Below are 22,300 nucleotides of genomic sequence, written 5' to 3'. Positions count from 1 at the left end.
GAACTTGCAAATCGGTTGGCGCTCCGGTTCCGCAACGCGCTTGGGAAAACGTTAGCCGAACAGGAAGCCAACCTTCGGGAGCGGAACACCCGCCACCCGGTCCAGCACCCGCGGGCCCGGCTTGCCGCCGAGACCCTCGTAGAAGGCGCCGGCGCGGTCGTTGTCCTCCAGGCTCCAGACGCCGAGATGCGTCAGGCCGTGATCGGCGAGATCGTTGCGGACAGCCCGGAACAGGCGGCGACCGAGGCCGACGCCTTGGTATTCGGGCAGGAGATACAACTCATCGATCTCGGCCTCGGTGCCCAGCGCCCGGCTGCGCGTCCGCCCGTAGGACGCGTAACCGACCACGTGGTCAGCGGTCTCCATGACCGCGACCGGGCGGCCCCGGCGCAGGACGCCCTGCCACCACGCCCGGTCCCGGCCTGCGATCAGGCGCTCCAGGGCAACGCCCGGGATGAGGCCGCGATAGGCCTCCCGCCAGGACGCATCGAACACCTTCGACACGCCGCCGAGATCGGCCTCGCGGGCCCGGCGGATGCTCGTGGTGCGCGTGCTCATGGGCTTCGGGCTCCCCTCGTCCGACCGGCGGAGAACCCGCGCGGTCCGCCTAGGTTCGATGCCGATCCGGGCGGAGTGAAGGCAAGATCGGCGCCGAACACCATGGGGACAGGCGGCCGGTCGGTTCGGCGGTGAATTGCCGGCTCGGCGGGCGGCTGATAGAGCCCGCGCTCCTTCCCCGCGGCAGCCCGTCTTTGTTCAACCGCTTCCTCAAGCCCGAGACGCGCTACGCGCGCCGCATGGCCCGAATCGCCCGCTTCGAGCGGCCGATCGCCGGCCCCGGCGACCGGCTGCGGGCCTGGGCCAACATGCTGCTGATGGATCACGGCGTGTTCCGGCTCGCCTATCTCAACCGCCACCGGGTCGGCTCTGGGAGGCTCTGGCGCTCCGCCCAGCCCGGCCCGCACCAACTTGCCCGCTTCCGGGCCGAGGGCGTGCGCACGGTCATCTCGCTCCGTGGCGGGCGCGAGCACGGCTCCTGGCCCCTGCAGCGGGAGGCCTGTGAACGCCATGGGCTGAAGCTCGTGGAGTTCGTGCTGCGCTCCCGGGAGGCACCGGACCGGGCGGCCATCCTGGCCGCCAAGGCGTTCTTCGCCGGCATCGAGTACCCGGCCGTGATGCACTGCAAGTCGGGCGCCGACCGGGCCGGCCTCGCCTCGGCCCTGTACCTGATCCTGCACGAGGGCCGCCCCGTGGCCGAGGCCGCGCGTCAGCTCTCGGCCCGCTACGGCCATCTGCGCTTCGCCAAGACCGGCATCCTCGACGCTTTCTTCGTCCGTTACCGGATCGAGGGCGAGGCGAAGGGGATCGACTTCCTCACCTGGGTCGAGACGATCTACGATCCGGAGGCGTTGAAGCGGGATTTCCGGCCGGGCTTCTGGTCGGATGTGGCGGTGGACCGGGTGCTGCGGCGGGAATAGTCGAGCCCTTCACTCCGCCGCCGGCCGTGCCGCCTCGCGGAACGGGTGGGCTGGGTAGGTGCCGATCACCCGCAACTCGCGGGAGAAGAAACCCAGCTCGTCGAGCGCCCGCGCGAGGCCGGGATCCTCGGGGTGGCCGTCCACCTCCGCGTAGAACTGCGTAGCGGTGAACTCGCCGTCCATCATGTAGCTCTCGAGCTTCGACATGTTGACGCCGTTCGTCGCGAAGCCGCCCAGCGCTTTGTAGAGGGCCGCCGGGATGTTGCGCACGCGGAACACGAAGCTCGTCACGCAGGCTTGCGTCCCGGGCGCCACCGGCTCGGCCTCGGGGGAGAACACCACGAACCGGGTGGTGTTGTGCACCTCGTCCTCGACGTCGCGCGCCAGGATGTCGAGGCCGTAGACTTCGGCGGCCAATGCCGGCGCCAGAGCCGCTCGGCTCGGATCCCCGAATTCCTTGATCTCCCGGGCCGCACCCGCGGTGTCGCCCGCCACCACGGCCTTCAGCCCGAGGCGGCGAATGATCCGCCGGCATTGGCCCAGCGCATGGACGTGGCTGTGAACGCTCTTGAGTGCCTCGATCGGCGTGCCCGGCAGCACCATCAACTGAAAATGGATCGGCAGGAAGTGCTCGGCCACGATGTGCAGCGGCGAAAGCGGGATCAGATGGTGGATATCGGCGACCCGGCCCGCGATCGAATTCTCGATCGGAATCATGGCCCGCTGGGCCCGGCCCTCCGTGACCGCCGCGAAGGCGTCCTCGAAGCTGGGGCAGGGCAGCGGCGTCCAATCCGGATAGGCCTGCGCACAGATGATGTGCGAATTGGCCCCGGGTTCCCCCTGATAGGCGATGGTGCGGTCTGTCATGGCTTGCAGATTCGTCAGGCGATCAGTTCAGGCGTCGGCCCTGGAGCAGAGCGCGGGCGCGCTCCAGGTCGGCGGGGGTGTCGACGCCCAGCGGCAGGTCGTCAACGATGACGGCGTCGATGCGCATGCCGGCCTCCAGTGCCCGGAGTTGCTCCAGCTTCTCGCGGAGCTCAAGCTCGCCCGGCGGCAGGGCGACGAAGCGGGTCAGCGCGGTCCGGCGGTACGCGTAGAGTCCGATATGGTGCCAGAGCGGCCCGTCGCCCCAGGGCGCGCGGGCGCGGGTGAAGTAGAGGGCGCGCAGCCGCCCGGGTCCGACCGCGTGGCCGACCAGCTTCACGACGTTCGGGTTGTCGGCCTCGTGCGGATCGGTGATCGGTGCGCAGAGCGTCACGATGTCGACGGTGCGGTCGGCGAGCGGCAGGATCGAAGCGCCGATGATCGCCGGATCGATGGTCGGCAGATCGCCCTGCACGTTGACGACCACGTCGTGGCGCCCCTCAGGATCGACGATCTCCAGCGCCTCGGCGAGCCTGTCGGAGCCGGACGGGTGGTCGGAGCGGGTCATCACCGCGAGTCCGCCTACGGCCTCCACGACCCGGGCGATCTCCGCCGTGTCGGTGGCCACCACCACGGGACCGATCCCAGCCTCGACGGCCCGGCGCCAGACATGGACGATCATCGGCTCGCCGGCGATGTCGGCCAGTGGCTTGTCGGGGAGCCGGGTCGCCGCGAGGCGCGCCGGAATCAGGACCAGGGGATCGGACATCGCGTTCGGACCCGACGATTCGCACTAGTGGCGCGGGTCGAACGGCCACGCCCGCGTGCGGGCCGGCTGCTTAACAGGCCGGCTTCCGGTTGTCGTCCCCTCGTGATCCCTTCGCCAGGACGCCGCATCGGCAAAAAGATGCCGCCCGGTGACAAGCTTGACGATTCGATTGCACAATTCTGCGCCGGAGCGACGCGGAGGTCGTCGGCGGCATTGTCAGGAACCGCCCGGAACGGCTAAGGCAACCTCGAAATCTTCCAATGTCCGGCGTTCGAACTCGCTCGCCCATGTCAGGTGCGCGACGGGGCCGGGCCGAGACGCGAGAAGAGCATGAACTCGTTCGAGGTGAACAAAGTCCTGGGCGCGGTCCTCGGCGCCCTGCTGTTCGCGGCCGGATCGGGTTTCGTCGCCGAATTGATCTACCATCCAAAACCGGCGGGCAAAGCCGGCTACGACTTGCCCGAGCCACAGCCGGAGGCCGCCGCCAATGCTGCGCCGGAGGCCAAGGTCGAGCCGATCGCGGTCCGGCTCGCCAGCGCCAATGTCGAGAAGGGTGAGGCCGGCACCAAGGCCTGCCATGCCTGCCACAACTTCGAGAAGGGCGGTCCGAACAAGGTCGGCCCCGCCCTGTACGGGGTGGTTGAGCGGCCGAAGGGCTCGCATCCGGGCTTCGACTATTCTTCGGCCATGAAGGAAAAGGGCGGCGCCTGGACCTACGCGGATCTCGACGAGTTCCTGACGAACCCGAAGGGCTACGTGAAGGGCACCAAGATGGCCTTCGCCGGTATCGCCTCGCCCCAGGAGCGCGCCAACGTCATCGCCTACCTGCGCACGAACGCGGAGACCCCGAAGCCGCTGCCGGCCGTCGAGAAGTCCGAGGCGCCCCCTGCGGCTACCCCTGCGGCGGCGAAGCCTGAGGAGAAGCCGGCCGCCGCACCGGCCGACAAGCCGACGGCTGCGCAGCCGGCCGCCTCCAAGCCCTCCGAGGGCAAAGACAGCCCGGCGAAGCCCGCCGATACCAGCACCGCCAAGCCGGTCGAGGAGAAGTCCCCGGGCAGCCCGCGTGCACCGAGCGAATCCAGCGACCGCAACGCCCCGTCGCCGCCCGCCGGCGCCCATGACGGCGACCAGCAGGGCCAGCCGTCGAGCGTCATCCCCGCCGAGCCGACCGCGCCGTCGGCGCCGGCCGCCAAGGAGCCGGCCGCGAAGGCCGATCCCGAGGCGGTCGACAAGGCCAAGGGCCTTGAGGTCGGTGTTCCGACCAAGGATATGAACGCGCCGCAGCCGAAGCAGGAGTAACGGGTGCGGCCGCGCACGTCCGGGCTTCTGCCTGTCAGCCGCGTTCCGCCGGCATGGCGTTGGGCGCAACCCTTGCTCCGGGGCTGCGCCCCGGCGTCCTGCCGGGATTGAAACCCGTGTAGGACCCCTTGGCTGACCGAAGTCCCGATGGACGGGAGCGCCGGGCGCCCCTCCCGCTGCTCGTTGCCGTGACCATGACCGGGACGGTGGCGCTGCACATTTTCGTGCCAGCGCTGGCCGCCGTCGCGGTCGATCTCGGCACCAACGCGGCCGGTGCGCAGCTCACCATCACGGTCTACTTGATCGGGCTCGCGGGCGGTCAGCTCCTCTATGGCCCGCTCTCGGACCGGTACGGACGGCGGCCGATCCTGATCGGCGGGCTCGGCCTCTACCTCGCCGGGCTGCTGCTCGCGATCCCGGCGCCGAACATCGGCGTGCTGCTCTTGGCGCGGGTGCTCCAGTCGCTCGGCGCCTGCGGCTCGCTGGTGATCGGCCGCGCCATGGTGCGCGACGTCTCGACCCGGGAGGATGCCGCCCGCAAACTGGCGATCCTCACCACCGCGATGACGCTCACCCCTGCGCTGGCGCCCGCCATCGGCGGTGTGGTCAATGAGGCCTTCGGCTGGCGGGCGGTGTTCGTGGTGCTGGCCGGCCTCGTGGCGGTGCTCGGCGCGCTGGTGGTGTTCACCCTGCCCGAGACCAACCGGCACAAGGTGGCGCTGCCCGGCTTCGTCGCGGTGTTGGCCGGCTACCTGCGGCTCGTGCGAGTCCCGGTCTTCCGCGCCTATCTCGTGGCGGGGGCCTGCGGCGGCACCAGCCTCTACGCCTTCCTGGCGGTGGCGCCGTTCCTGCTCGTGGACCGCCTCGGACGCTCGTCGCAGGAGGTCGGGTTCGATTGCCTGATCGTGGTGTTCGGCATGGTCGGCGGCGCGGTGCTGGCCAGCCGGCTCGCTGCGCGGGTGCCGATCCGGACAGCGGCGCGGCGCGGCAACCTTCTCTGCATCGCGGCGGCCCTGACCCTGCTGGTGGTGGACCGGGCCGGGATGCTCGGCGTCGTCAGCCTGATCGTGCCGCTTTTCGCCTACGCGGTCGGCGTCGGCCTGCTCAGCCCCAACGCGGTGGCCGGGCTGATGAACGTCGATCCGCACGCGGCGGGCTCGGCTTCTAGCCTCTACGGCTTCACCCAGATGACCTTCGGGGCGATCTTCACGGCGGCCGCCTCCGCGTGGCCCGCGACCTCGGCGACGCCGGTGGCGCTGGCGCTGCTCTCGGCCGGGCTGATCGCCGCCCTCGCGCTGCGGCGCGCGTGAGGTACCCGATCCTGGTCTCGAAAGGTCGAGACGCTTCGCGGGTGAAGGACTTAGCCCGGCGAAGACCTGTCAGGGCGCTGCCCTGACGATCCGCCACAGGGCCTCGGCCCTTTGGAATCCCGTTGTCAGGCTGGGATCGCCTCGACCAAGCCGGAGACACGGTCGCTGAACTCGTCGGTCAGCTCCAGCCACAGCAGGCGTGCCGGATTGACCGGACCCGGCAGGGTCAGCCGTCCGGGCGGGATCGGACTGAAGCCGAAGCGGCTGTAATAGGGCGCATCCCCTACTAGCATCACAAGACCGTCTCCTGCCTGCCGCGCCGCCTCGATCGCCGCGCGGGTGAGGGTGCCGCCGATGCCGCGGCCTTCGAAGCTCGGATCGACCGCGAGCGGCCCGAGCATCACGAACGGTGTGGTCCCGGCTTGCAACGGGCCCATCCGCACGGAGCCCACCAGGAAGCTGCCCACCCACGCGGTGACGCCGAGATCGAGCCGCGCGGCCGCACCTTCGCGCAGCCGATAAGCGGTTCGGGCGAAACGGCCGGGGCCGAAGGCCCGGGCCTGAAGACGCTCGATGGCGGGGGCGTCCTCCGGCCACTCGGGCCGGATGACGAGGGACAATGCGGTCACGATACGCTCTCGGGGCGGATGGGCGCCGCGTATCAGCGCAGGGCGCGACCCGCAAACCGCCGGGGTTACTCGGCGGCGGCCAGGGCGGGCTGATCGGCTGCCTGCGTCAGCTTCAGGAAGCCGATCGCCGAAAGCCAGATCACCGCGCCGCAGGCGGAGGCTACGCCCAGCACCAGCCCGAAGCCGCCGCGGTCGTGCAGCAGCGCGATCGCCGGCACCACGAAGCCGCTCGCCGTGAAGCCCACGAAGTAGCGCACGCTGTAGGCCCGCGTCCGATAGGCCGGGGGCACGTAGCGGGCGATCATCGCGTCGTTGATCACCACCTGCCCGTAGATCGACGTCATGGCGATCACGAGCCCCGCGAGGAGCGGCAGGCCGGTGTTGAACGCCGCGATCCCGAGTCCGAGCGGTTGCAGAACCGAGAGCGTCACGAACAGCGTCGGCAGGCTGTAGCGGTCGATCAGGCGGCCCATGGCAAGCTGCATCAGCGCGCCGAACAGGAACACCACCGTGGCCAGCGACCCGGTGAGCGCCAGCGGCAGGGCGTGGCCGACCCCCTCGTCGATCACCTTGGGCAGGCTGATCGTGGTCAGGTTGAAGGTCAGGCCGCCCGCGAAGATCGCCAGGGCGAACATCGCCATCAGGGCCCAGGGGCGGGTCACGGAGATCGCAGCGCCGCCGCCGGCCTTCTTCCCCGCCGCGTCGCCGTCGCCCGGCACCAGCGCCAGGAACGCCGCCCCGCAGGCGAGACAGATCAGGCCCGGCACCACGAAGGCCGCGCGCCAACCGACGGTCGCGGCGAGCAGGGCCGTGACGCCGGAGGCAGAGGCCGCGCCGAAATTCCCCCAGACGCCGTTGAGGCCGAGGTCGCGCCCGAGGCGCCGGGCATGGGTCACCAGCATGGCCGAGCCGACCGGGTGATAGATCGCCGAGGCCACCCCGAGGACGCAGAGCCAGAGCGCGAAGGCGAGCGGCGTCGATGCAGTGGCGACGCCAAGGCACGACAGGCCGTAGCCGAAGAAGAACACCGCCAGCATGGTGCGGCGGCCGAACCGGTCGGCCAGCGATCCCATCGGCAGCGAGCACAGGCCGAAGGCCACAAAGGCGCCGGTGGCAAGCCCGATCAGCTCGCCGTAGCCGAGCCCGGTCTGGCTCGCGATGGCGATCACGGCGGTCGGGTAGATCAGCAGCACGAAGTGGTCGAGGGCATGCGCGACGTTGACGAAGCGCAGGGTGCGGCGGGACAGGGTATCCGAATCCATCGCGGCGTATCCTCCAGGATCGGACCCTGATAGCCTGACCCGATGGCGGTGTCGGGCCGGATATGGATGGGAACGGGCCAAACGTGTCGCCGCCACGATCGACCGCGGCGGCCGATTACCAAGCCATCCCGCGCTCGATCGCAGTGGTCCGAAAGCCGCTGACGGCGGGGAGCAAGACGGGGCTGCACCATCACATCCGTGCGCAACTTCTCTACGCCACAGCGGGGCTGATGTCGGCCTCGGCCGAGGACGGGGCCTGGGTCGTGCCGGAGGGCCACGCGCTCTGGATCCCGGCACGCCTTCCGCACACCACCGTCACCCACGGTCCGGTCGCCCTGTGCACCGCCTATCTCGACCGGGCCGCTGTCGCGACGTTTCCGGAGACCTGTCGGGTCATCGCGGTGTCGCCGCTCCTGTCGGCCGCCCTGGTCGCCCTGGCCGAGGAGCCGGTGCTCTACGCGGAGGACGGCCGCGGCGGCCATCTCGCGGCCCTGGTGGTCGACGAGATTGCCCGCGCGCCTGCGACGCCACTCACGCTGCCGCTGCCGCGCGATCCGCGCCTGCGCCGCGTCTGCCTGGGTCTGATCGAGGATCCGGCCTCGGAGGACGACCTCGACGCCTGGGCCGACCGCGCCGGGGCGAGCCGGCGCACGCTGACCCGGGGCTTTCGCATGGAAACGGGCCTGAGCTTCGGCGATTGGCGGGCCCGCGCCCGGGTGATCCGCGCGCTGGCACTCACCGCCGAGGGACGGGCGCCGCGGGCGGTGGCGGCGGCGGTAGGCTACCGCAGCGCCCAGGCCCTGCGCCTGACGGTGGCGCGGGTTCTTGAGGGGCCACGGCGGGCGACCGAGGATCCTGGCCCGGCCCGTGGCGCGATCTAACTTTCTCCGCGAGACGCGGCGCCCGCTTCGCTGATGACGGAGCGGGCGGGACCGCGCAGGCGTCGACCGAAAGCGGGAACAGGCCATGCTCTACGAACTCGCAACCCTATCGTGTCCCCTGCTGGCGCTCGGGGACGTCTGCGCGCGGGCGCGGGCCTGGACCGAGGACGCGGAGGCTGGAACGCTGCTCGGGTGCTGGCGGACCGATATCGGCACCCTCGGGCGGGTGCTGGTCCTGCGGGGCTTCGACACCCCGGAGGCCATGACGGCCGAGCGGCGGCGCGCCCTGATGAGCACTGCGCCGTTCCAGGGTCGCGACCTACTCACGGCCTTCGCGATGGAGAGCTATGCACCGTTCCCGTTCCTGCCGCCGCTGCGGACCGGATCGCGCGGCGGCGTCTACGAGATCCGCACCTACAGGCTCCGGCCCGGCGGCCTCGTGCCGACTCTGGCCGCCTGGGAGGCGGCGATCGAGCCGGCCCGGACCTATACCGACCACCTCGTGACCAACCTCTACGCCCTCGACGGGCCGCCGCGGATCACGCACATCTGGGCCTTCTCCAGTCTGGAGGAGCGGGCGAGGCTCCGCGGGGATGCCTACGCCGCCGGGATCTGGCCGCCGAAGGGCGGGCCGGACCAGATCCTCGAAGCGACTTCGACCATCGCACTGCCGGATCCGGGCTCGCCCCTGTCGTGACGCGGCCTCAGGTCGCCCGCGCGGAAAAGTCGATCCGCGGGTCGATCCAGACATAGATCAGGTCGGACAGCAGGTTCACCGCCAGCCCGAGCAGGGAGAAGATGTAGAGCGTGGCGAACACCACCGGGTAGTCGCGTCCGACGATCGCCCGGAACGACAGTTCCCCGAGCCCGTCGAGCGAAAAAATCGTCTCGATCAGCAGCGAGCCGGTGAAGAAGGCCGAGATGAACGCTCCTGGGAACCCCGCGATCACGATCAGCATCGCGTTGCGGAAGACGTGTCCGTAAAGCACCCGCCGTTCCGACAGCCCCTTCATACGCGCGGTCAGCACGTATTGCTTGCGGATCTCGTCGAGGAACGAGTTCTTGGTCAGCAGCGTCGAGGTCGCGAAGGCGCCAATCACGAGTGCGGTCAGCGGCAGCACCATGTGCCACGCGTAATCCGTCACCTTGTGCCAAGTCGAAATACTCTCCCAGCCCTCGCTGGTCAGGCCGCGCAGCGGGAACCACTGATAGAACGAGCCGCCCGCGAACAGGATGATCAGCATCAGCCCGAACATGAAGCCTGGGATCGCATAGCCGATGATCACCACGAAGGAGGTCCAGCGGTCGAACCGCTCGCCGTCCTTCACGGCCTTGCGGATGCCGAGCGGGATCGAGATCGCGTAGGACAGCAGCGTCATCCACAGGCCTAGCGAGATCGAGACCGGCAGACGCTCCTTGATGAGCTGGATCACCGTCACGTCGCGAAAATAGCTGCGGCCGAAATCGAACCGGACATAGTCCCAGATCATCTTGGCGAAGCGCTCGGGCGCCGGCTTGTCGAAGCCGAACTGTTTTTCCAGCTTGGCGATGAATTCCGGGCTCAAGCCCTGTGCGCCGCGATAGCGCGAACTCGCCTCGCCGCTACCGCCCGCGGGCCGGCTGCCGCCGCCGAGATCGCCGCCGCCGCCGGTCACGCGGGACATCGCCCCGTCGCGCTGGCCCTGGAGCTGCGACAGCACCCGTTCCACCGGGCCGCCGGGGGCGAACTGGATGATCGTGAAGGTGATCAGCATGATCCCCAGCAGGGTCGGGATCATGAGGCCGATGCGGCGCAGGATGTAGGCGATCATCGCGTCATTCCCGCCCGATTCGCTTGGCCTTGTCGGCGTCGAACCACCACGTGGACGGCGCGCCGAGGTCGTATTTCGGCGGGTTCGTTGGGCGGCCGTAGACGTCCCAAAGGGCGAGGCGGTGGGTCGAGGCGTACCACATCGGCACCCAGTAGCGCCCGGCGCGCAGCACCCGGTCGAGGGCCCGACAGGCGGCGGTCAGATCCGCCCGGGACTTGGCGTCGGCAATGGCGGTGAGGAGCGCATCGATGGCGGGATCCGCGATCCCCGACAGATTGTTCGAGCCCGCCGTCTTGGCCGCACGGGAGCCGTAGGTCTCGCGCAGCTCCGCGCCGGGTGTCGGGCCGCTGCTGTAGCGGCGCGGCGTGATGTCGAAGTCGAAATCCTTGAGCCGGGCCTGGTATTGCGAAGGATCGACCACGCGCAGGCTGGCCTTGATGCCGAGCAGCCCGAGGTTGCGGATGAACGGCTGCGTCACCGCATCGAAGACCGGATCGTCGTCCAGGAACTCGATCGTCAGCGGACGTCCGCCGGGCAGCAGGAGGCTGCCGCCGGAGCGCGTGCAGCCTGCCTCCCGCAGCAGCGCGTCGGCACGCTTGAGCAGTGCCCGGTCCTGGCCGGACCCATCCGAGACCGGCGGCGTCCAGGCCTCGCCGAACACCTCCGGGGGCAAGTCCTTCAGCGGCTCCAGCAGGGCGAGTTCCGCGGCCGAGGGCTTGCCTGTCGCCTTGAGGTCGGAGTTCTCGAAGTACGAGGCGGCGCGCGTGTAGGCGCCGTACATCAGGTTGCGGTTCGACCATTCGAAGTCGAAACACAGGCCGATCGCCTCGCGCACCCGCGGATCGCGGAACGCGTCCCGGCGGGTGTTGATCCACCAACCTTGGGTGCCGCTTGGCCGCGCGTCGGGAACGGTCTCGAGAGTCACGCGGCCCTCGGCGCGAGCCGGGAAGTCGTAGCCGGTGGCCCAGACCCGGGCGGTGAATTCCTCCCGGAACGTGAAGGCGCCGCTCTTGAACGCCTCGAACGCCACGGTGCGATCGCGGAAATACTCGTAGCGGATCGTGTCGAAATTGTTCTGGCCGACATTCACCGGGAGGTCGGCGGCCCAGTAATCCTGTACCCGCTCCAGCCCAATGGAGCGGCCGACATCGACCGTGCCGACCCGGTAGGGGCCTGAGCCGAGCGGCGGTTCCAGGGTCGAGGCCTCGAAGTCGCGGGCGCCGTAATAGGCCGCGGAGAAGATCGGCAGCTGCGCCACGAACAGCGGCAGGTCCCGGGCTCGGCCGGTCTCGAAGGTCACGATGAGACGGTCGTCGCCCTCCGCCCGGGCGTCCGTCATCGGGCGAATGACCTCGGAGATCTCCGGGTGGCCCTTGTCGCGCAACAGCTTGAGGCTGAAGGCGGCATCCCGCGCAGTGAGCCGCGAGCCGTCATGGAACCGGGCCTGTGGGCGCAGCCAGAACGTGTAGGTCAACCCGTCCGGGCTGACCGTAACGGCGCGCGCCAGCAGGCCGTAAATCGCATCCGGCTCATCGAGGGCCCGGACCATCAGGCTGTCGAAGGTCAGAGTCATGCCGGCGGCGCCTTCGCCGCGCAGCACGAAGATGTTGAGCGTGTTGAAGGTGTTGAACGCCTGGTTGCCGGTCGTGCCGGAGAGCGTCGCCGAGAAGCGGCCTCCGCGCGGGGCGATCGGGTTCACGTAGTCGAAATGCTCGAAGGCGGGCGGATATTTCAACTCGCCGAAGCTCGAGAGGCCGTGGCGCTCCGCCTCCTCGGCCATCACCGGCCGGGTCAGCACGAGGGCGCCGGCGCCGCAGACGACGCCGCGCCGAGTGGGTGCCCAGCGGCGGCCCGTCAACGGGGCGCCCCGGTCTTGGCTGCGAGCGCCTGATCGTACCACCACGTCGTCGGGAAGCCGGAGCTGGCGTAGAGCGGCAGGATCGCCGGGTGGCCGAACCGGTTCCAGCGCAGGGTCCGCTGCTGGTTCGAGGACCATTGCGGCACGACGTAATCGTGGGCGAGCAGCACCCGGTCGAGCGCCCGGGTGGCGGCGATAACGGTCGGCCGGTCTTTCGCAAAAATAACCTTCTCGATCAGCGCGTCGATCCCGGGATCCTTGATGCCGATCAGGTTGCGCGAACCAGTCTTGTCGGCCGCCGCCGAGCCCCAGTATTCCCGCTGCTCGTTGCCGGGGGAGAGCGACTCGCCCCAGTTCGACGTGGTGATCTCGAAGTCGAAGTTGCGGATCCGGTTTTGATACTGCGCCGGGTCGATCACCCGCAGGGTGGCGTCGATCCCGATCAGCTTCAGCTGCGCCGAGAAGGGCAGGATCACCCGCTCGAAGGTGTTCTGGAATTCCAGGAACTCGACGGTGAGCGGCTCGCCGGTCGCCTTGTTGACCATCTTGCCGCCGCGCTGCTCGTAGCCCGCCTCGCGCAGCAGGCCGACCGCCTCGCGCAGGTTCTTGCGCACGGCCTCCGGGCCGTCGTTCACCGGGTTGGTGTAGGGCGTGGTGAAGACCGACGCCGGGATCTTGTCCTTGACGCTCTCGAGGATCGCCTTCTCGTCGCCCTCCGGCAGGCCGGAGGAGGCCAGCTCCGAGCCGAAGAAGTAGGAGTTGATGCGGTTATAGAGCCCGTAGAACAGGGCCTTGTTCATCTCCTCGTAGTTCATCGCGAGGTTGAAGGCCCGGCGCACGCGCGGATCCTTGAACTTGTCCTTCCGGGTGTTGAACACGAAGGCCTGCATGATGCCCATGCCCCGGTCGGGGAAGGCCTCCTTGATCAGGCGGCCCTCCTTCACGGCCGGGAAATCGTCGTAGGCGGTGGCCCAGTTCCGGGCGATGTTCTCGTTGCGGAAATCGTAGAGATCGCCCTTCAGCGCCTCGACCAGCACGGTCCCGTCGCGAAAATACTCGAAGCGCTCGGTGTCGAAGTTGTAGTGCCCGGCATTGGCCGGCAGGTCCTTGCCCCAGTAGTCGGGCACGCGGCTGTAGGTGGCGCTGCGGCCGGGATCGAACTTGGCCAGCCGGTAGGGACCGGAGCCGAGCGGCGGCTCGAGCGTGGTCTCGGTCGGATTGCGTTGCTTGCCGTTGGCGTCCTTGGCCATCCACCAGTGTTTGGGCAGGATTCGCAATTGCCCGATCACCTGCGGTAGCTCGCGATTGCCGGTCTCCGAGAAGGTGAAGGTCACCTCGTGCGGCCCGGTCGCCTCGGCCTTCGCCACCGTCTGGTAATAGGCCGCGTAGAACGGGCTGTTGGCCTTCAGGATGTCGAAGGACCAGACCACGTCCTCGGGGGTAATCGGCATGCCGTCGTGCCAGCGGGCGTTCTCGCGCAGGCGATAGGAGACCGAGCCGAGATCGGGTGCCACCCGCACCGCTTCGGCGATCAGTCCGTAGGAAGTGAATGGCTCGTCGGACGACTGGGTCATCAGCGGATCGTAGATCTGCTGGATGCCGTTCTCGAGATCGCCCTTCAGGCCGGACACGATGATGTTGAAGTTGTCGAACCCGCCCTGAGTCCCGAGGCGGACCATCCCGCCCTTGGGGGCGGCGGGGTCGGCATAGTCGAAATGCCTGAAATCGGGCCCGTATTTCGGCTGGCCCATCAGCGTCAGCGCATGGGTCCACTGGCCGGTCGCGGCGGGTATTGAGGGCGGATCGGACGGCATAGCGGCCGGTTCCTGCGCAGCGGCGGGAGCGAGCTGCAGGCAGGCGACGAGGAGCGTCGCGGCGAGGAGGCGTCCAGTCACGGTCTGCGCAGTCACGGGCAGGCTGTCTCCGGTGTTAGGATCGGCGTGGGTCGCGGGCGGTCAGCGAGGCTCATAGGCTGGACGTGCCCCGGGCGTCGAGCGCTTGCGCACGCACCGCATTGCAGGACAACGCGTGGGTTCTCCCTTCCCCCTCTGCAAGGGAGGGTGGCCCCCGGAGGGGGCGGGAGAAGGGGAGCGACGGTGCCGGATGAAACGCTGGCCTTCATGAAGGCTGCGCCCATTCCTGAACGCTGGTTCCCCTTTCCCGACCCGGCCTGACGGCCGGCCCATCCTCCCCCGCAGAAGGGGGAGGGGATCCGCCGATAACGCGCGACAGCTGCCTCACGCGGCCCGGCCCCGCCGCCCCTCCACCAGCCACATGGCGAGCAGGGCCGCGGCCAGGGCCGCCAGGGCTGCGAGGCCGAGCGCAAGCGGGTAGACTTCGACGCCGCGGATGTTGGCGCTGTCGCTGGGTCGGAAGCCGATCCAGTCCGCGCCCGAGAGCCGTCCGCCGCGTACGACCGCGAGGCGCGGCACCTCGACGGCGCCCCCCGACCCGGCGACGCGGCGGATCGACCCCCCCGAACCGTCCGCCACCGGCTTCAGCCGCTCGGTGTCGCTGAATACGTCGGCGAGCTCGCGGGGATTGGCCGGGCCGACACTCACGAATGCCACGAGGTTCCCGGACCGCAGGGTGTGCAGTCCGAGGCTTTCGGCATCGAAGGTTGCGGTGAAGAGGCCCGGTTCCTGGGGCTTGAGCGTCAGGGTCGTCACCTTGCCGGTCGGCCCCGTGACGGTGACCGGCTCGGCCTGATCCGCCATGGTCTGGCGCTCGACCCGGACCTCGCGTCCGTGTCCGGTCATCTGGGCGCGCAGCGCTTCCTCTTCGAGGGCCGGCTCCTTCATCAGCCAGTGGCCGAGGCGGCGCAGCAGGTCGAGATAGGGGCCGCCCTCCTGGTAGCCCCGGGCCCAGAGCCAGGCATGGTCCGACAGCAGCAGAGCGACGCGGCCCTTGTCCTCGCGCGAGAGGGCAAGGAGCGGCAGCCCCTCTGCGCCCGACAGGATCGGCTGGATCCCGGGGCGGGTGCGGGCCTCGATGATCCGCAGCCAGTCGCCCCAGGCGGGCGGGTTCGCGTCCGAGCCCGGTAGGGCGCGGGTCACCGGGTGGCGCTGGCCGACCTGGGTCGGCGTCGCCTTGTAGGGCTTTTCCACCACGCGCCCGTCGGGATCGCCCGGCAGGATGCCGGCGAGCCGGGTGCGGGCGAGGCTCGCCGGGCCGGCGAATTCGGGGCCGGCGGCGATGAGCAGGGCGCCGCCCTCCCGGACATAGCGGACGATGTTGTCGAAATAGGCCTGTGGCAGCACGCTCTGGTTGGCGTAGCGGTCGAAGATGATCAGGTCGAAATCCTTGATCTTCTGGACGAACAGCTCACGCGTCGGGAAAGCGATCAGGGAGAGTTCCGAGATCGGCGTGCCGTCCTGCTTCTCCGGCGGGCGCAGGATGGTGAAGTGGACGAGGTCGACGTTGGCGTCGGACTTCAGCAGGTTGCGCCACGTCCGCTCGCCCTGGTGGGGCTCGCCGGAGACGAGGAGCACGCGCAGCTTCTCGCGGATGCCCTCGATCGGCAGCACCGCGCGGTTGTTGACGTTGGTCAGCTCGCCCGGCAGCGGCTCGACCTCGATCTCCACGACGTTCGGGCCGCCGTGCTCGATCCGGGTTGTCAGCGAGAACGGCTTGTCGGAGGCGACGTCCCGCCGGCCGATCTCCTCGCCGTCGCGCCGTATGGTGACGACCGCGTGGCCGGTGCCGCCGCGCTCCATGACCTCGGCGCGGATGGTCAGATCCTTGCCGACGATGCCGAAGCGGGGCGCCTCCAGCAGCTTGATCTGCCGGTCGCGCTCATCGGGATGGCCGGTGACGAGGACGTGCAGCGGCGCCTTGATGCCGAGCTGGGCCATCGCGGTCGGGATGTCGTGGACTACGCCGTCCGTGAGCATCACGATGCCGGCCAAGCGCTCAGGCGGCACGTCTGCGAGCGCCTGGCCCAACGCCGTGAACAGCTTGGTGCCGTCGTCGCCGTCCTTGGCGTCCGGCACGTCGATGAACCGGGTCTCGATGTTGGACAAGGCCCCGAAGCGGCGCTGCAATTCGGCCCTGACCGCATCGGTCATCTGCGGCCGGTCGCCGAGCGCCTGCGAGCCGGATCGGTCGACAACGATCGCCGCGATGTCCTTCACGGGCTCGCGGTCCTCGCGGACCAGGGCCGGGTTGGTCAGCGCCGCGAGCACCAAGGCCAGGACGACGACGCGCAGCAGGGCGGTGCGGCCCCGGGCCAGCACGGCGAACACCGCCAGGACGGCGACGATCACACCCAGCACGGCGATGGCCGGCCAGGGCAGGAGGGGGGTGAAGCTGAGGCTCAGCATGGGGCACCATCGATCCCTCCCCCCTCTGCGGGGGAGGGTGGCCCGGCCGTCAGGCCGGGTCGGGTGAGGGGAGCGACGCTGCCGGAAGGGTCGCGATGGGCGTCAGATCCTGACTCGTCGCGCTGCCCCTCTTGCGGGACTTCGTCCCGGCCCGACCCCCTTCGGGGGCCACCCTCCCCCGCAGAGGGGGGAGGGGGAGCGGCGTTGCGCGCGGCATCACGAAAAAAACTCACTGCCCCAGCCGCTCCAGCAACGCGGGCACGTGTACTTGATCCGCCTTGTAGTTGCCGGTGAGCGTGTACATCACGATGTTCACCCCACCCCGGAATGCCATCTCGCGCTGGCGCTGGTCGCCGCCCACCACCGGGTAGAGCGGCTCGCCGCGACGCCCGACTGCCCAGGCGGCGGCGAGGTCATTGCTGGTGATGACGATCGGGCTCACCCCGTCGCCGGCCCGGGCCGGGCGGCGCTCGGCACCCTCGGCGGCCGGCGGCAGGGCCTCGACCCAGGTCTGGCCGGTGGCGTAGCGGCCCGGAAAGCTGTCCACGAGGTAGAACGCCTTGGTGAGCACGTGGTCGAGCGGCACCGGCTCCAGCTCCGGCACTTCGAGCGTCGCCAGCATCGTGCGGAGATACGTCGCCTCGGGGGAGGGCGGCCCGCCCGGCCGGGCGGTCAGCGCATCGCGCGTGTCGAACAGGATGGTGCCGCCGTTGCGCATGAACGCGTCGATCTTGCGGATCGCGATCTCGGAGGGCTGCGGCCGGTTCGGCGCGATCGGCCAGTAGATCAGCGGGTAGAAGGCCAGTTCGTCCTTGGCGGGGTCGATGCCGGCTGGCTCGCCCGGCTCCAGGGCTGTTCGGGTAGCGAGCATCTGGGTCAGGCCGGTGAGGCCGGTGCGGCTGGCCTCGTCGACGGCGGCGTCGCCCGTGATCACGTAGGCGAGCCGCGTGACGAGGGCCGACTCGGTGCCGTTCGGCCGATTGACCGCCGGCTCCTCAGCACGAACGGGCACGGCCGGCAGGGTCGCGAGCAGGACGACGCCCGCGAGCGCCAGCACAGCCGGGCGTCCGCGCAGGCGGGACACGAGGCCGCCGCGGCCCAGGAACCCGCCGAGCCAGAGGCCCGCCAGGGTGTCGAGGGCCAGCAGCAGCAGCGCCAGGGTGAACAGGCTGGGGCGCAGATCGACGGTTTCGGCCCCGGCGAGCGTGCCGAACCGGGCGCCATCGAGGGCGGCGGTATCGAGGGGCTTCAGCCGGTCGTCGGGCTTGAGGGCGTTCACACTGATGCCTCCGTCCGGCGGGCCGTAGAAGCCCGGCGGATGCTCAAGGGTCGCCAGGTCGGCGTAATCGGCCGATACCGCCGTGGCCGAGGCCGGTGGTGAGCCCAGCGCCCCGAACCCGTCCAGCGTCACCCGCGGGGCGAGGACCGGGGCGGCCGCACGCGGTACTTCGCCCTGAGCCGGCGCCGCGGCGCCGGCCAGGGCGACCACCCGCCGGAGCATGTCGATGAACAGGCCGGAGAGCGGCAGGTTCGACCATGTCGTGTCGGCGGTGACGTGGAACAGCACGATCGTGCCCTGGCCACGCTTCTGCGCAGTGACGATCGGGGTACCGTCCTGGAGCGAGGCCCAGGTTCGGTTCGGCAGGTCGCCGTCGGGCTCGGCGAGGATCTGGCGGCGCACGCCGATATCGGCCGGCGGCGTCAGGCCGGCGAACGGGCTCTCGGGCGGGAACGGCGCGAGCGTCTTTGGGCTGTCCCAGGACAGGTTGCCGCCGAGCGTCCGGCCGCCCCGGCGCAGCCGCACCGGCACCAGCGGATCGCTGCCGGCCGCGAGGCGCGGGCCGGCGAAGCGCAGGAGCATCCCGCCCTCCCTCACGAAACTCTCGATCCGCGCGGTGGTCTTCTCATCCAGCGCCCCGACATCGGCCAGCACGAGGACCGAGACCTGATTGTCGAGGAGCTGGTTGATCGACTCCGCCGTGCCCTTGGCCCCGCGGGGCTCCTGCACGTCCGCGAACGGCTGGAGTGCCCGGGCGAGGTAGTAGGTGGGCGCCAGAAGGGGTTGGGCCTGATCCAGGGTGCCGCCGAACACGAGCCCGACCCGCCTCCGCTTGCCGCGCTCGTCCTGCAGCACAACGGCGCCGGCCGAGCGCTCGCCCGCGATTTCCAACCGGCTGATGCTGTTGCGCAGTTCGACTGGCAGCTCGAAGGTGGCCTCCGTTTCGGTGGCGTCGGCCGCGAAGGTGAAATCGCGTTCGGCGAGCGGCAAGCCCTTCTGGTCGAGTGCCCGGATCACGCCGGAATCGCGCCCGTTCGGAACCGCCCGCAGGGCATGGGTGACGAGCTTGCCCGCATTCTCCGTGGCGGTGAGGGCCAGGGCCGGCGGCCGGTCGGCCCGCAGCACGGTGAGCGCGGCACCCTTGTCGCCGGCGAGGTCCACGAGCCCCTTGGCAAAGCGCGTATCCTCCGCCCCGGCGACGCCGTCGCTGATCCAGACGAGGCCGGCACCCCGGTTCTTGTCGAGGAAGGTCTCGATCGTGGCGAGATGCGCGTCGCGGGTGGGCAGGGTCGGGCGGGGCGCCAGGGCGCGCAATCGTTCCAGGGCCGCGACCGGAGTCTTCGCCTCGAACGCCGCGGGGGCGTCAGCGAGCCCGATCACCGCCACCGGCCGGCCGTCGCGGGCGGCGCCCTCTACGGCGTCGGTGGCGACACGCAGCCGGTCGCGCCAGTCGTGGGCGGCGGGGAAGCCGTTATCGAGGAGCACGAGGAGCGCGCTTCGGCCGCCGCCAGCTCCGACGCCGCCGGCATTCCAGACCGGGCCCGCCACTGCCAGGATCAGGGCGGCGGCGATCAGCAGGCGTAGGATCAGCAGCCAAGGCGGCGTGCGCGCAGGCGTCTGCCGCTGCGGGATCAGGTCGGCCACGAGCTTGAGCGGCGGGAAGTTGATCCGCCGCGGGCGCGGCGGGGTCACCCGCAGCAGGAACCACAGGGCTGGCAGGCCGATCAGGGCGGCAAGGGCGAGCGGGGCGGCGAAGGTCAGACCCAGCATGACGGCCTCACTCCGTGCCGCGGGCGGCGATCAGCGTGGCGAGGCGCAGGGCCGCCTCGCTCGCCGGCCGGTCCGTGCGGTGGATCGTCAGCGTCCAGCCCTGGCCGCGGGCGATGGCCGCCAACGCGGCCCGGTGCTCGGCGATCCGGGCGCGGTAGCGCGCCCCCCAGGCATCGGCATCGCCGATATCGAGGCTGAGGCTGCCTTCGAGATCGTGCAGCACGGCCTGACCGGTGAACGGGAAGGTCTCCTCGATCGGGTCCACCACCATCAGGAGATGGCCACGGCTACCACGACCGGCGAGGTTCTGAACGGCGTCGGCGATCCGGCCCGGTTCGGTCAGGAAATCGCCGATCAGCACCACCTCGTCGAATCGGGCGGGGGTGGCCCGGGGCGGCAGGTCCTGTGTGAGGCCAGCTGCGTCAGCCACGAGGGCCTGGGCCAGGCGCTCGACGATGCCTCGCGACGCGCTGGCCCGGGTCAGCCCGAGCAGACCGACCCGCTCGCCGCCCTCCACGAAGGCGTCGGCGAGCGCCAGCCCGAGGATGAGCGCGCGCTCGACCTTGGGCGCCGAGGCCAGATCCGAAACGAAGCCCATGGAGGCCGAGCGGTCGATCCACAGCCAGATGTTGTGGGCCGCCTCCCATTCGCGCTCGCGCACGTAGAGCCGGTCGTCCCGGGCCGAGCGGCGCCAATCGACCCGCGCGGCTGCCTCGCCCGTGACGAAGGGACGGAACTGCCAGAAACTCTCGCCCGGACCAGCGCGGCGGCGGCCGTGGAGGCCGTGGGCCAGCAGGCTCGACACCCGACGTGCCTCCAGGACGAGCCGGGGCATCTTGTCCGACAGGGCGGTCGCGCCCTCGCTCTCGCGCCGGCCGGGGGTGCGCCTGCCCGCGTCGAGGGCGTTTGTCGCGACCATCGTCAGCGCAGCCCTTCGGCGCAGCTCAGCGCAGACGATGGCTCGAAGGTACGCATTTTCTTCATGTTAGCCGGCATCCACCCAACTCGAAAATGCTTCCGGATCAGATCTTCTCCGCGAGCTTGGCGATCAGGCCCTCGATGGTTTCGCCGTCTGCGCGGGCAGCGTAGCTCAGCGCCATCCGGTGCTTCAGCACGGGCTCGGCCAGGGCCTTCACATCGGCCACCGAGGGGGCGACCCGGCCTTCGATCAGCGCCCTGGCGCGGGCGGCGAGCGTCAGCGCCTGGCTGGCGCGGGGGCCTGGACCCCAGAGGAGCTTGTCCTTTACGATCGCGTTGCCGCTGTCCGGCCGGGCGGCGCGCACGAGGTCGAGGATCGCCTCCACCACGGCCTCACCCACCGGCAACCGGCGCACGAGGCGCTGGGCGGTCAGCAGCTGCTCGGTGGACATCACGACCCGCGGCCGCACTTCATCGACGCCGGTGGTCTCGATCAGGATCCGACGTTCGGCGGCGCGGTCGGGGTATCCGACGTCGATCTCCAGCAGGAACCGGTCGAGCTGCGCCTCGGGCAGCGGGTAGGTGCCCTCCTGTTCGATCGGGTTCTGGGTGGCGAGCACGTGGAACGGACGGGGCAGGTCGTGGCGGGCGCCGGCTACCGAGACGTGGCCCTCCTGCATCGCCTGAAGCAGGGCCGACTGTGTGCGCGGGCTCGCGCGGTTGATCTCGTCGGCCATCAGCAGCTGGGTGAAGACCGGCCCCTGCACGAACCGGAAGGCACGGCGGCGCTCGGCATCCTCCTCCAGGATCTCGGTCCCGAGGATGTCGGAGGGCATCAGGTCCGGGGTGAACTGCACGCGCCGCGCGTCGAGGCCGAGCACAGTGCCGAGCGTCTCCACCAGCTTGGTCTTGGCCAAGCCCGGCAGGCCGACGAGCAGGCCGTGCCCACCCGCCAGGATGGTCACGAGGGCGAGATCGACCACCTTCTCCTGCCCGAAGATCACCCCGTGGATCGCGTCCCGCGCCGCGCCGACATCGGCGAGGCAGCTCTCCGCCGTCGCCACAATGCCGTCGTCGAGGGTGGTGGCCGGGCTGATCCCCTGCGTCATGCCGCTATCCATCTCCTGCCCGGGCCTTCGGAAAGGCCCGCCGGTCAATCCCGTAAGTGTGGGGCTGATGATACCGGGCTGGCAAGGTCGGGATCGCCGCACGCCGATTCGGGGCGCCGAAGCGAGCCCCGGTCCGGCCCGCGGAAACGTGTTCCGGCGGGCCGCTGCGGCAGGGTCAGATCTTACCCTGGAGGCCCATCGTGTAGTATTTGTGCACGATCTTGTCCTGGTTCTCGAGGAGCCAGTCGATCGAGGGCTCGTTGGTCATCGCCTTGCGGATCGCCTCGGTCATGCCCTTGCGCTGGATCTCGAACAGCGCCTTGTGGTCGACCGTCTCGGCCTGGATCACGCCCGGGCTCAGCCACACCGAGCAGATGATGCCCAGGTCGTTGGCCTTCTCCTTCGGGATGTACCCGGCCCGCACCGCGTCGAGCACGCCGTTGGCGATGGCGAACTGCACCGTGCCCATCAGGATCGACGTGTACTTGCTCTCGGTCACGCTCACCTTGGAGACGCAGAGCGTCACCGGGCGGACCATGATGTCGGTGTTGAGCAGCGCGAAGACGCGGCTGTGGCCCACGACCTGATCGCCCGTCAGGGTCGCCAGGGCGGTGCCGACCGGTCCATCGAGTTCGCCGATGATGACCTCGGGCTCGGCGGCGGTGTTCGGCGGACCGCCCGCCACCAGGGCTTCGCCGGCGCGGAGGATGATGCGTTCACTCATTGCGGTAGGCTCCATCG

18 protein-coding genes are annotated in these 22,300 nt (G+C 70.2%); 5 read left to right on the top strand and 13 right to left on the bottom strand.

Annotated features, from left to right (window positions below):
* Positions 1-51: 51 nt before the first annotated feature.
* Positions 52-558, bottom strand: a complete 507-nt coding sequence (locus tag MKK63_RS28570; protein ID WP_244007479.1) for a GNAT family N-acetyltransferase — start codon at positions 556-558, stop codon at positions 52-54.
* A gap of 194 nt (positions 559-752) precedes the next feature.
* Between MKK63_RS28570 and MKK63_RS28565 the strand changes: the two genes are divergently transcribed.
* Complete coding sequence (locus MKK63_RS28565) at positions 753-1,478, top strand: tyrosine-protein phosphatase (protein ID WP_244007530.1); 726 nt, start codon at positions 753-755, stop codon at positions 1,476-1,478.
* Positions 1,479-1,487: 9 nt separating this feature from the next.
* On the opposite strand, the gene MKK63_RS28560 is transcribed toward MKK63_RS28565, so the two are convergent.
* Both MKK63_RS28560 and MKK63_RS28555 read right to left on the bottom strand, forming a co-directional pair.
* Positions 1,488-2,345, bottom strand: coding sequence for a prephenate dehydratase (locus tag MKK63_RS28560; protein WP_244007477.1), 858 nt, complete (start codon positions 2,343-2,345; stop codon positions 1,488-1,490).
* A gap of 22 nt (positions 2,346-2,367) precedes the next feature.
* On the bottom strand, positions 2,368-3,111 hold the full coding sequence (locus MKK63_RS28555; RefSeq protein ID WP_244007475.1) for a 3-deoxy-manno-octulosonate cytidylyltransferase: 744 nt from the start codon (positions 3,109-3,111) through the stop codon (positions 2,368-2,370).
* Positions 3,112-3,441: 330 nt separating this feature from the next.
* Between MKK63_RS28555 and MKK63_RS28550 the strand changes: the two genes are divergently transcribed.
* Both MKK63_RS28550 and MKK63_RS28545 read left to right on the top strand, forming a co-directional pair.
* Entirely contained in the window at positions 3,442-4,410 is a 969-nt protein-coding gene (locus tag MKK63_RS28550; protein WP_244007473.1) for a c-type cytochrome, read from the top strand.
* 128 nt (positions 4,411-4,538) lie between these two features.
* Positions 4,539-5,720, top strand: coding sequence for a multidrug effflux MFS transporter (locus tag MKK63_RS28545; protein ID WP_267427388.1), 1,182 nt, complete (start codon positions 4,539-4,541; stop codon positions 5,718-5,720).
* 125 nt (positions 5,721-5,845) lie between these two features.
* On the opposite strand, the gene MKK63_RS28540 is transcribed toward MKK63_RS28545, so the two are convergent.
* Together MKK63_RS28540 and MKK63_RS28535 are read right to left on the bottom strand one after the other, a co-directional pair.
* Positions 5,846-6,349 (bottom strand): GNAT family N-acetyltransferase, encoded by a 504-nt coding sequence (locus MKK63_RS28540; protein WP_244007471.1) that lies wholly within the window; start codon positions 6,347-6,349, stop codon positions 5,846-5,848.
* Between the two features lie 65 nt (positions 6,350-6,414).
* On the bottom strand, positions 6,415-7,611 hold the full coding sequence (locus MKK63_RS28535; RefSeq protein ID WP_244007469.1) for an MFS transporter: 1,197 nt from the start codon (positions 7,609-7,611) through the stop codon (positions 6,415-6,417).
* A 62-nt stretch (positions 7,612-7,673) separates the two neighbouring features.
* Here MKK63_RS28535 and MKK63_RS28530 point away from each other — a divergent pair, with 62 nt between their 5' ends.
* Together MKK63_RS28530 and MKK63_RS28525 are read left to right on the top strand one after the other, a co-directional pair.
* Positions 7,674-8,492, top strand: a complete 819-nt coding sequence (locus MKK63_RS28530) for an AraC family transcriptional regulator (protein ID WP_244007467.1) — start codon at positions 7,674-7,676, stop codon at positions 8,490-8,492.
* Between the two features lie 85 nt (positions 8,493-8,577).
* Positions 8,578-9,189 carry an NIPSNAP family protein gene (locus MKK63_RS28525; protein ID WP_244007465.1) on the top strand — a complete coding sequence of 204 codons (612 nt, stop codon included), beginning with the start codon at positions 8,578-8,580 and terminating at the stop codon, positions 9,187-9,189.
* A 7-nt stretch (positions 9,190-9,196) separates the two neighbouring features.
* Here MKK63_RS28525 and MKK63_RS28520 read toward each other — a convergent pair whose 3' ends face one another.
* The 8 genes from MKK63_RS28520 to MKK63_RS28485 form a co-directional block, all read right to left on the bottom strand.
* Entirely contained in the window at positions 9,197-10,303 is a 1,107-nt protein-coding gene (locus MKK63_RS28520; RefSeq protein ID WP_244007463.1) for a microcin C ABC transporter permease YejB, read from the bottom strand.
* Positions 10,304-10,307: 4 nt separating this feature from the next.
* Positions 10,308-12,083: an extracellular solute-binding protein gene (locus tag MKK63_RS28515; RefSeq protein WP_244007525.1), complete on the bottom strand. Its 1,776-nt coding sequence runs from the start codon at positions 12,081-12,083 to the stop codon at positions 10,308-10,310.
* 74 nt (positions 12,084-12,157) lie between these two features.
* Complete coding sequence (locus MKK63_RS28510; protein WP_244007461.1) at positions 12,158-14,071, bottom strand: extracellular solute-binding protein; 1,914 nt, start codon at positions 14,069-14,071, stop codon at positions 12,158-12,160.
* Positions 14,072-14,398: 327 nt separating this feature from the next.
* Complete coding sequence (locus MKK63_RS28505) at positions 14,399-16,483, bottom strand: hypothetical protein (protein WP_244007459.1); 2,085 nt, start codon at positions 16,481-16,483, stop codon at positions 14,399-14,401.
* A gap of 229 nt (positions 16,484-16,712) precedes the next feature.
* Positions 16,713-19,532 (bottom strand): DUF4159 domain-containing protein, encoded by a 2,820-nt coding sequence (locus MKK63_RS28500; RefSeq protein WP_244007457.1) that lies wholly within the window; start codon positions 19,530-19,532, stop codon positions 16,713-16,715.
* A 7-nt stretch (positions 19,533-19,539) separates the two neighbouring features.
* Positions 19,540-20,451, bottom strand: coding sequence for a DUF58 domain-containing protein (locus MKK63_RS28495; RefSeq protein WP_244007455.1), 912 nt, complete (start codon positions 20,449-20,451; stop codon positions 19,540-19,542).
* Positions 20,452-20,554: 103 nt separating this feature from the next.
* Positions 20,555-21,559 carry an AAA family ATPase gene (locus tag MKK63_RS28490; protein WP_244007453.1) on the bottom strand — a complete coding sequence of 335 codons (1,005 nt, stop codon included), beginning with the start codon at positions 21,557-21,559 and terminating at the stop codon, positions 20,555-20,557.
* A gap of 175 nt (positions 21,560-21,734) precedes the next feature.
* Complete coding sequence (locus MKK63_RS28485; protein ID WP_243922707.1) at positions 21,735-22,283, bottom strand: formaldehyde-activating enzyme; 549 nt, start codon at positions 22,281-22,283, stop codon at positions 21,735-21,737.
* Positions 22,284-22,300 lie beyond the last annotated feature (17 nt).

It is taken from the genome of Methylobacterium sp. J-088 (assembly GCF_022829295.1).
Classification (GTDB): Bacteria; Pseudomonadota; Alphaproteobacteria; order Rhizobiales; family Beijerinckiaceae; genus Methylobacterium.
The sequence above is the reverse complement of the archived record's forward strand: the minus strand, read 5'-3'. Positions and strand labels throughout refer to the sequence as shown.

What these genes read in the sequence shown, in the direction of transcription:
- MKK63_RS28570 (WP_244007479.1), bottom strand. Translation starts at nt 558, where the DNA reads ATGAGCACGCGCACCACGAGCATCCGCCGGGCCCGCGAGGCCGATCTC.
- MKK63_RS28560 (WP_244007477.1), bottom strand. Translation starts at nt 2,345, where the DNA reads ATGACAGACCGCACCATCGCCTATCAGGGGGAACCCGGGGCCAATTCG.
- MKK63_RS28555 (WP_244007475.1), bottom strand. Translation starts at nt 3,111, where the DNA reads ATGTCCGATCCCCTGGTCCTGATTCCGGCGCGCCTCGCGGCGACCCGG.
- MKK63_RS28550 (WP_244007473.1), top strand. Translation starts at nt 3,442, where the DNA reads ATGAACTCGTTCGAGGTGAACAAAGTCCTGGGCGCGGTCCTCGGCGCC.
- MKK63_RS28535 (WP_244007469.1), bottom strand. Translation starts at nt 7,611, where the DNA reads ATGGATTCGGATACCCTGTCCCGCCGCACCCTGCGCTTCGTCAACGTC.
- MKK63_RS28530 (WP_244007467.1), top strand. Translation starts at nt 7,674, where the DNA reads ATGGATGGGAACGGGCCAAACGTGTCGCCGCCACGATCGACCGCGGCG.
- MKK63_RS28525 (WP_244007465.1), top strand. Translation starts at nt 8,578, where the DNA reads ATGCTCTACGAACTCGCAACCCTATCGTGTCCCCTGCTGGCGCTCGGG.
- MKK63_RS28520 (WP_244007463.1), bottom strand. Translation starts at nt 10,303, where the DNA reads ATGATCGCCTACATCCTGCGCCGCATCGGCCTCATGATCCCGACCCTG.
- MKK63_RS28515 (WP_244007525.1), bottom strand. Translation starts at nt 12,083, where the DNA reads ATGGCCGAGGAGGCGGAGCGCCACGGCCTCTCGAGCTTCGGCGAGTTG.
- MKK63_RS28505 (WP_244007459.1), bottom strand. Translation starts at nt 16,483, where the DNA reads ATGCTGAGCCTCAGCTTCACCCCCCTCCTGCCCTGGCCGGCCATCGCC.
- MKK63_RS28500 (WP_244007457.1), bottom strand. Translation starts at nt 19,532, where the DNA reads ATGCTGGGTCTGACCTTCGCCGCCCCGCTCGCCCTTGCCGCCCTGATC.
- MKK63_RS28495 (WP_244007455.1), bottom strand. Translation starts at nt 20,451, where the DNA reads ATGGTCGCGACAAACGCCCTCGACGCGGGCAGGCGCACCCCCGGCCGG.
- MKK63_RS28490 (WP_244007453.1), bottom strand. Translation starts at nt 21,559, where the DNA reads ATGACGCAGGGGATCAGCCCGGCCACCACCCTCGACGACGGCATTGTG.
- MKK63_RS28485 (WP_243922707.1), bottom strand. Translation starts at nt 22,283, where the DNA reads ATGAGTGAACGCATCATCCTCCGCGCCGGCGAAGCCCTGGTGGCGGGC.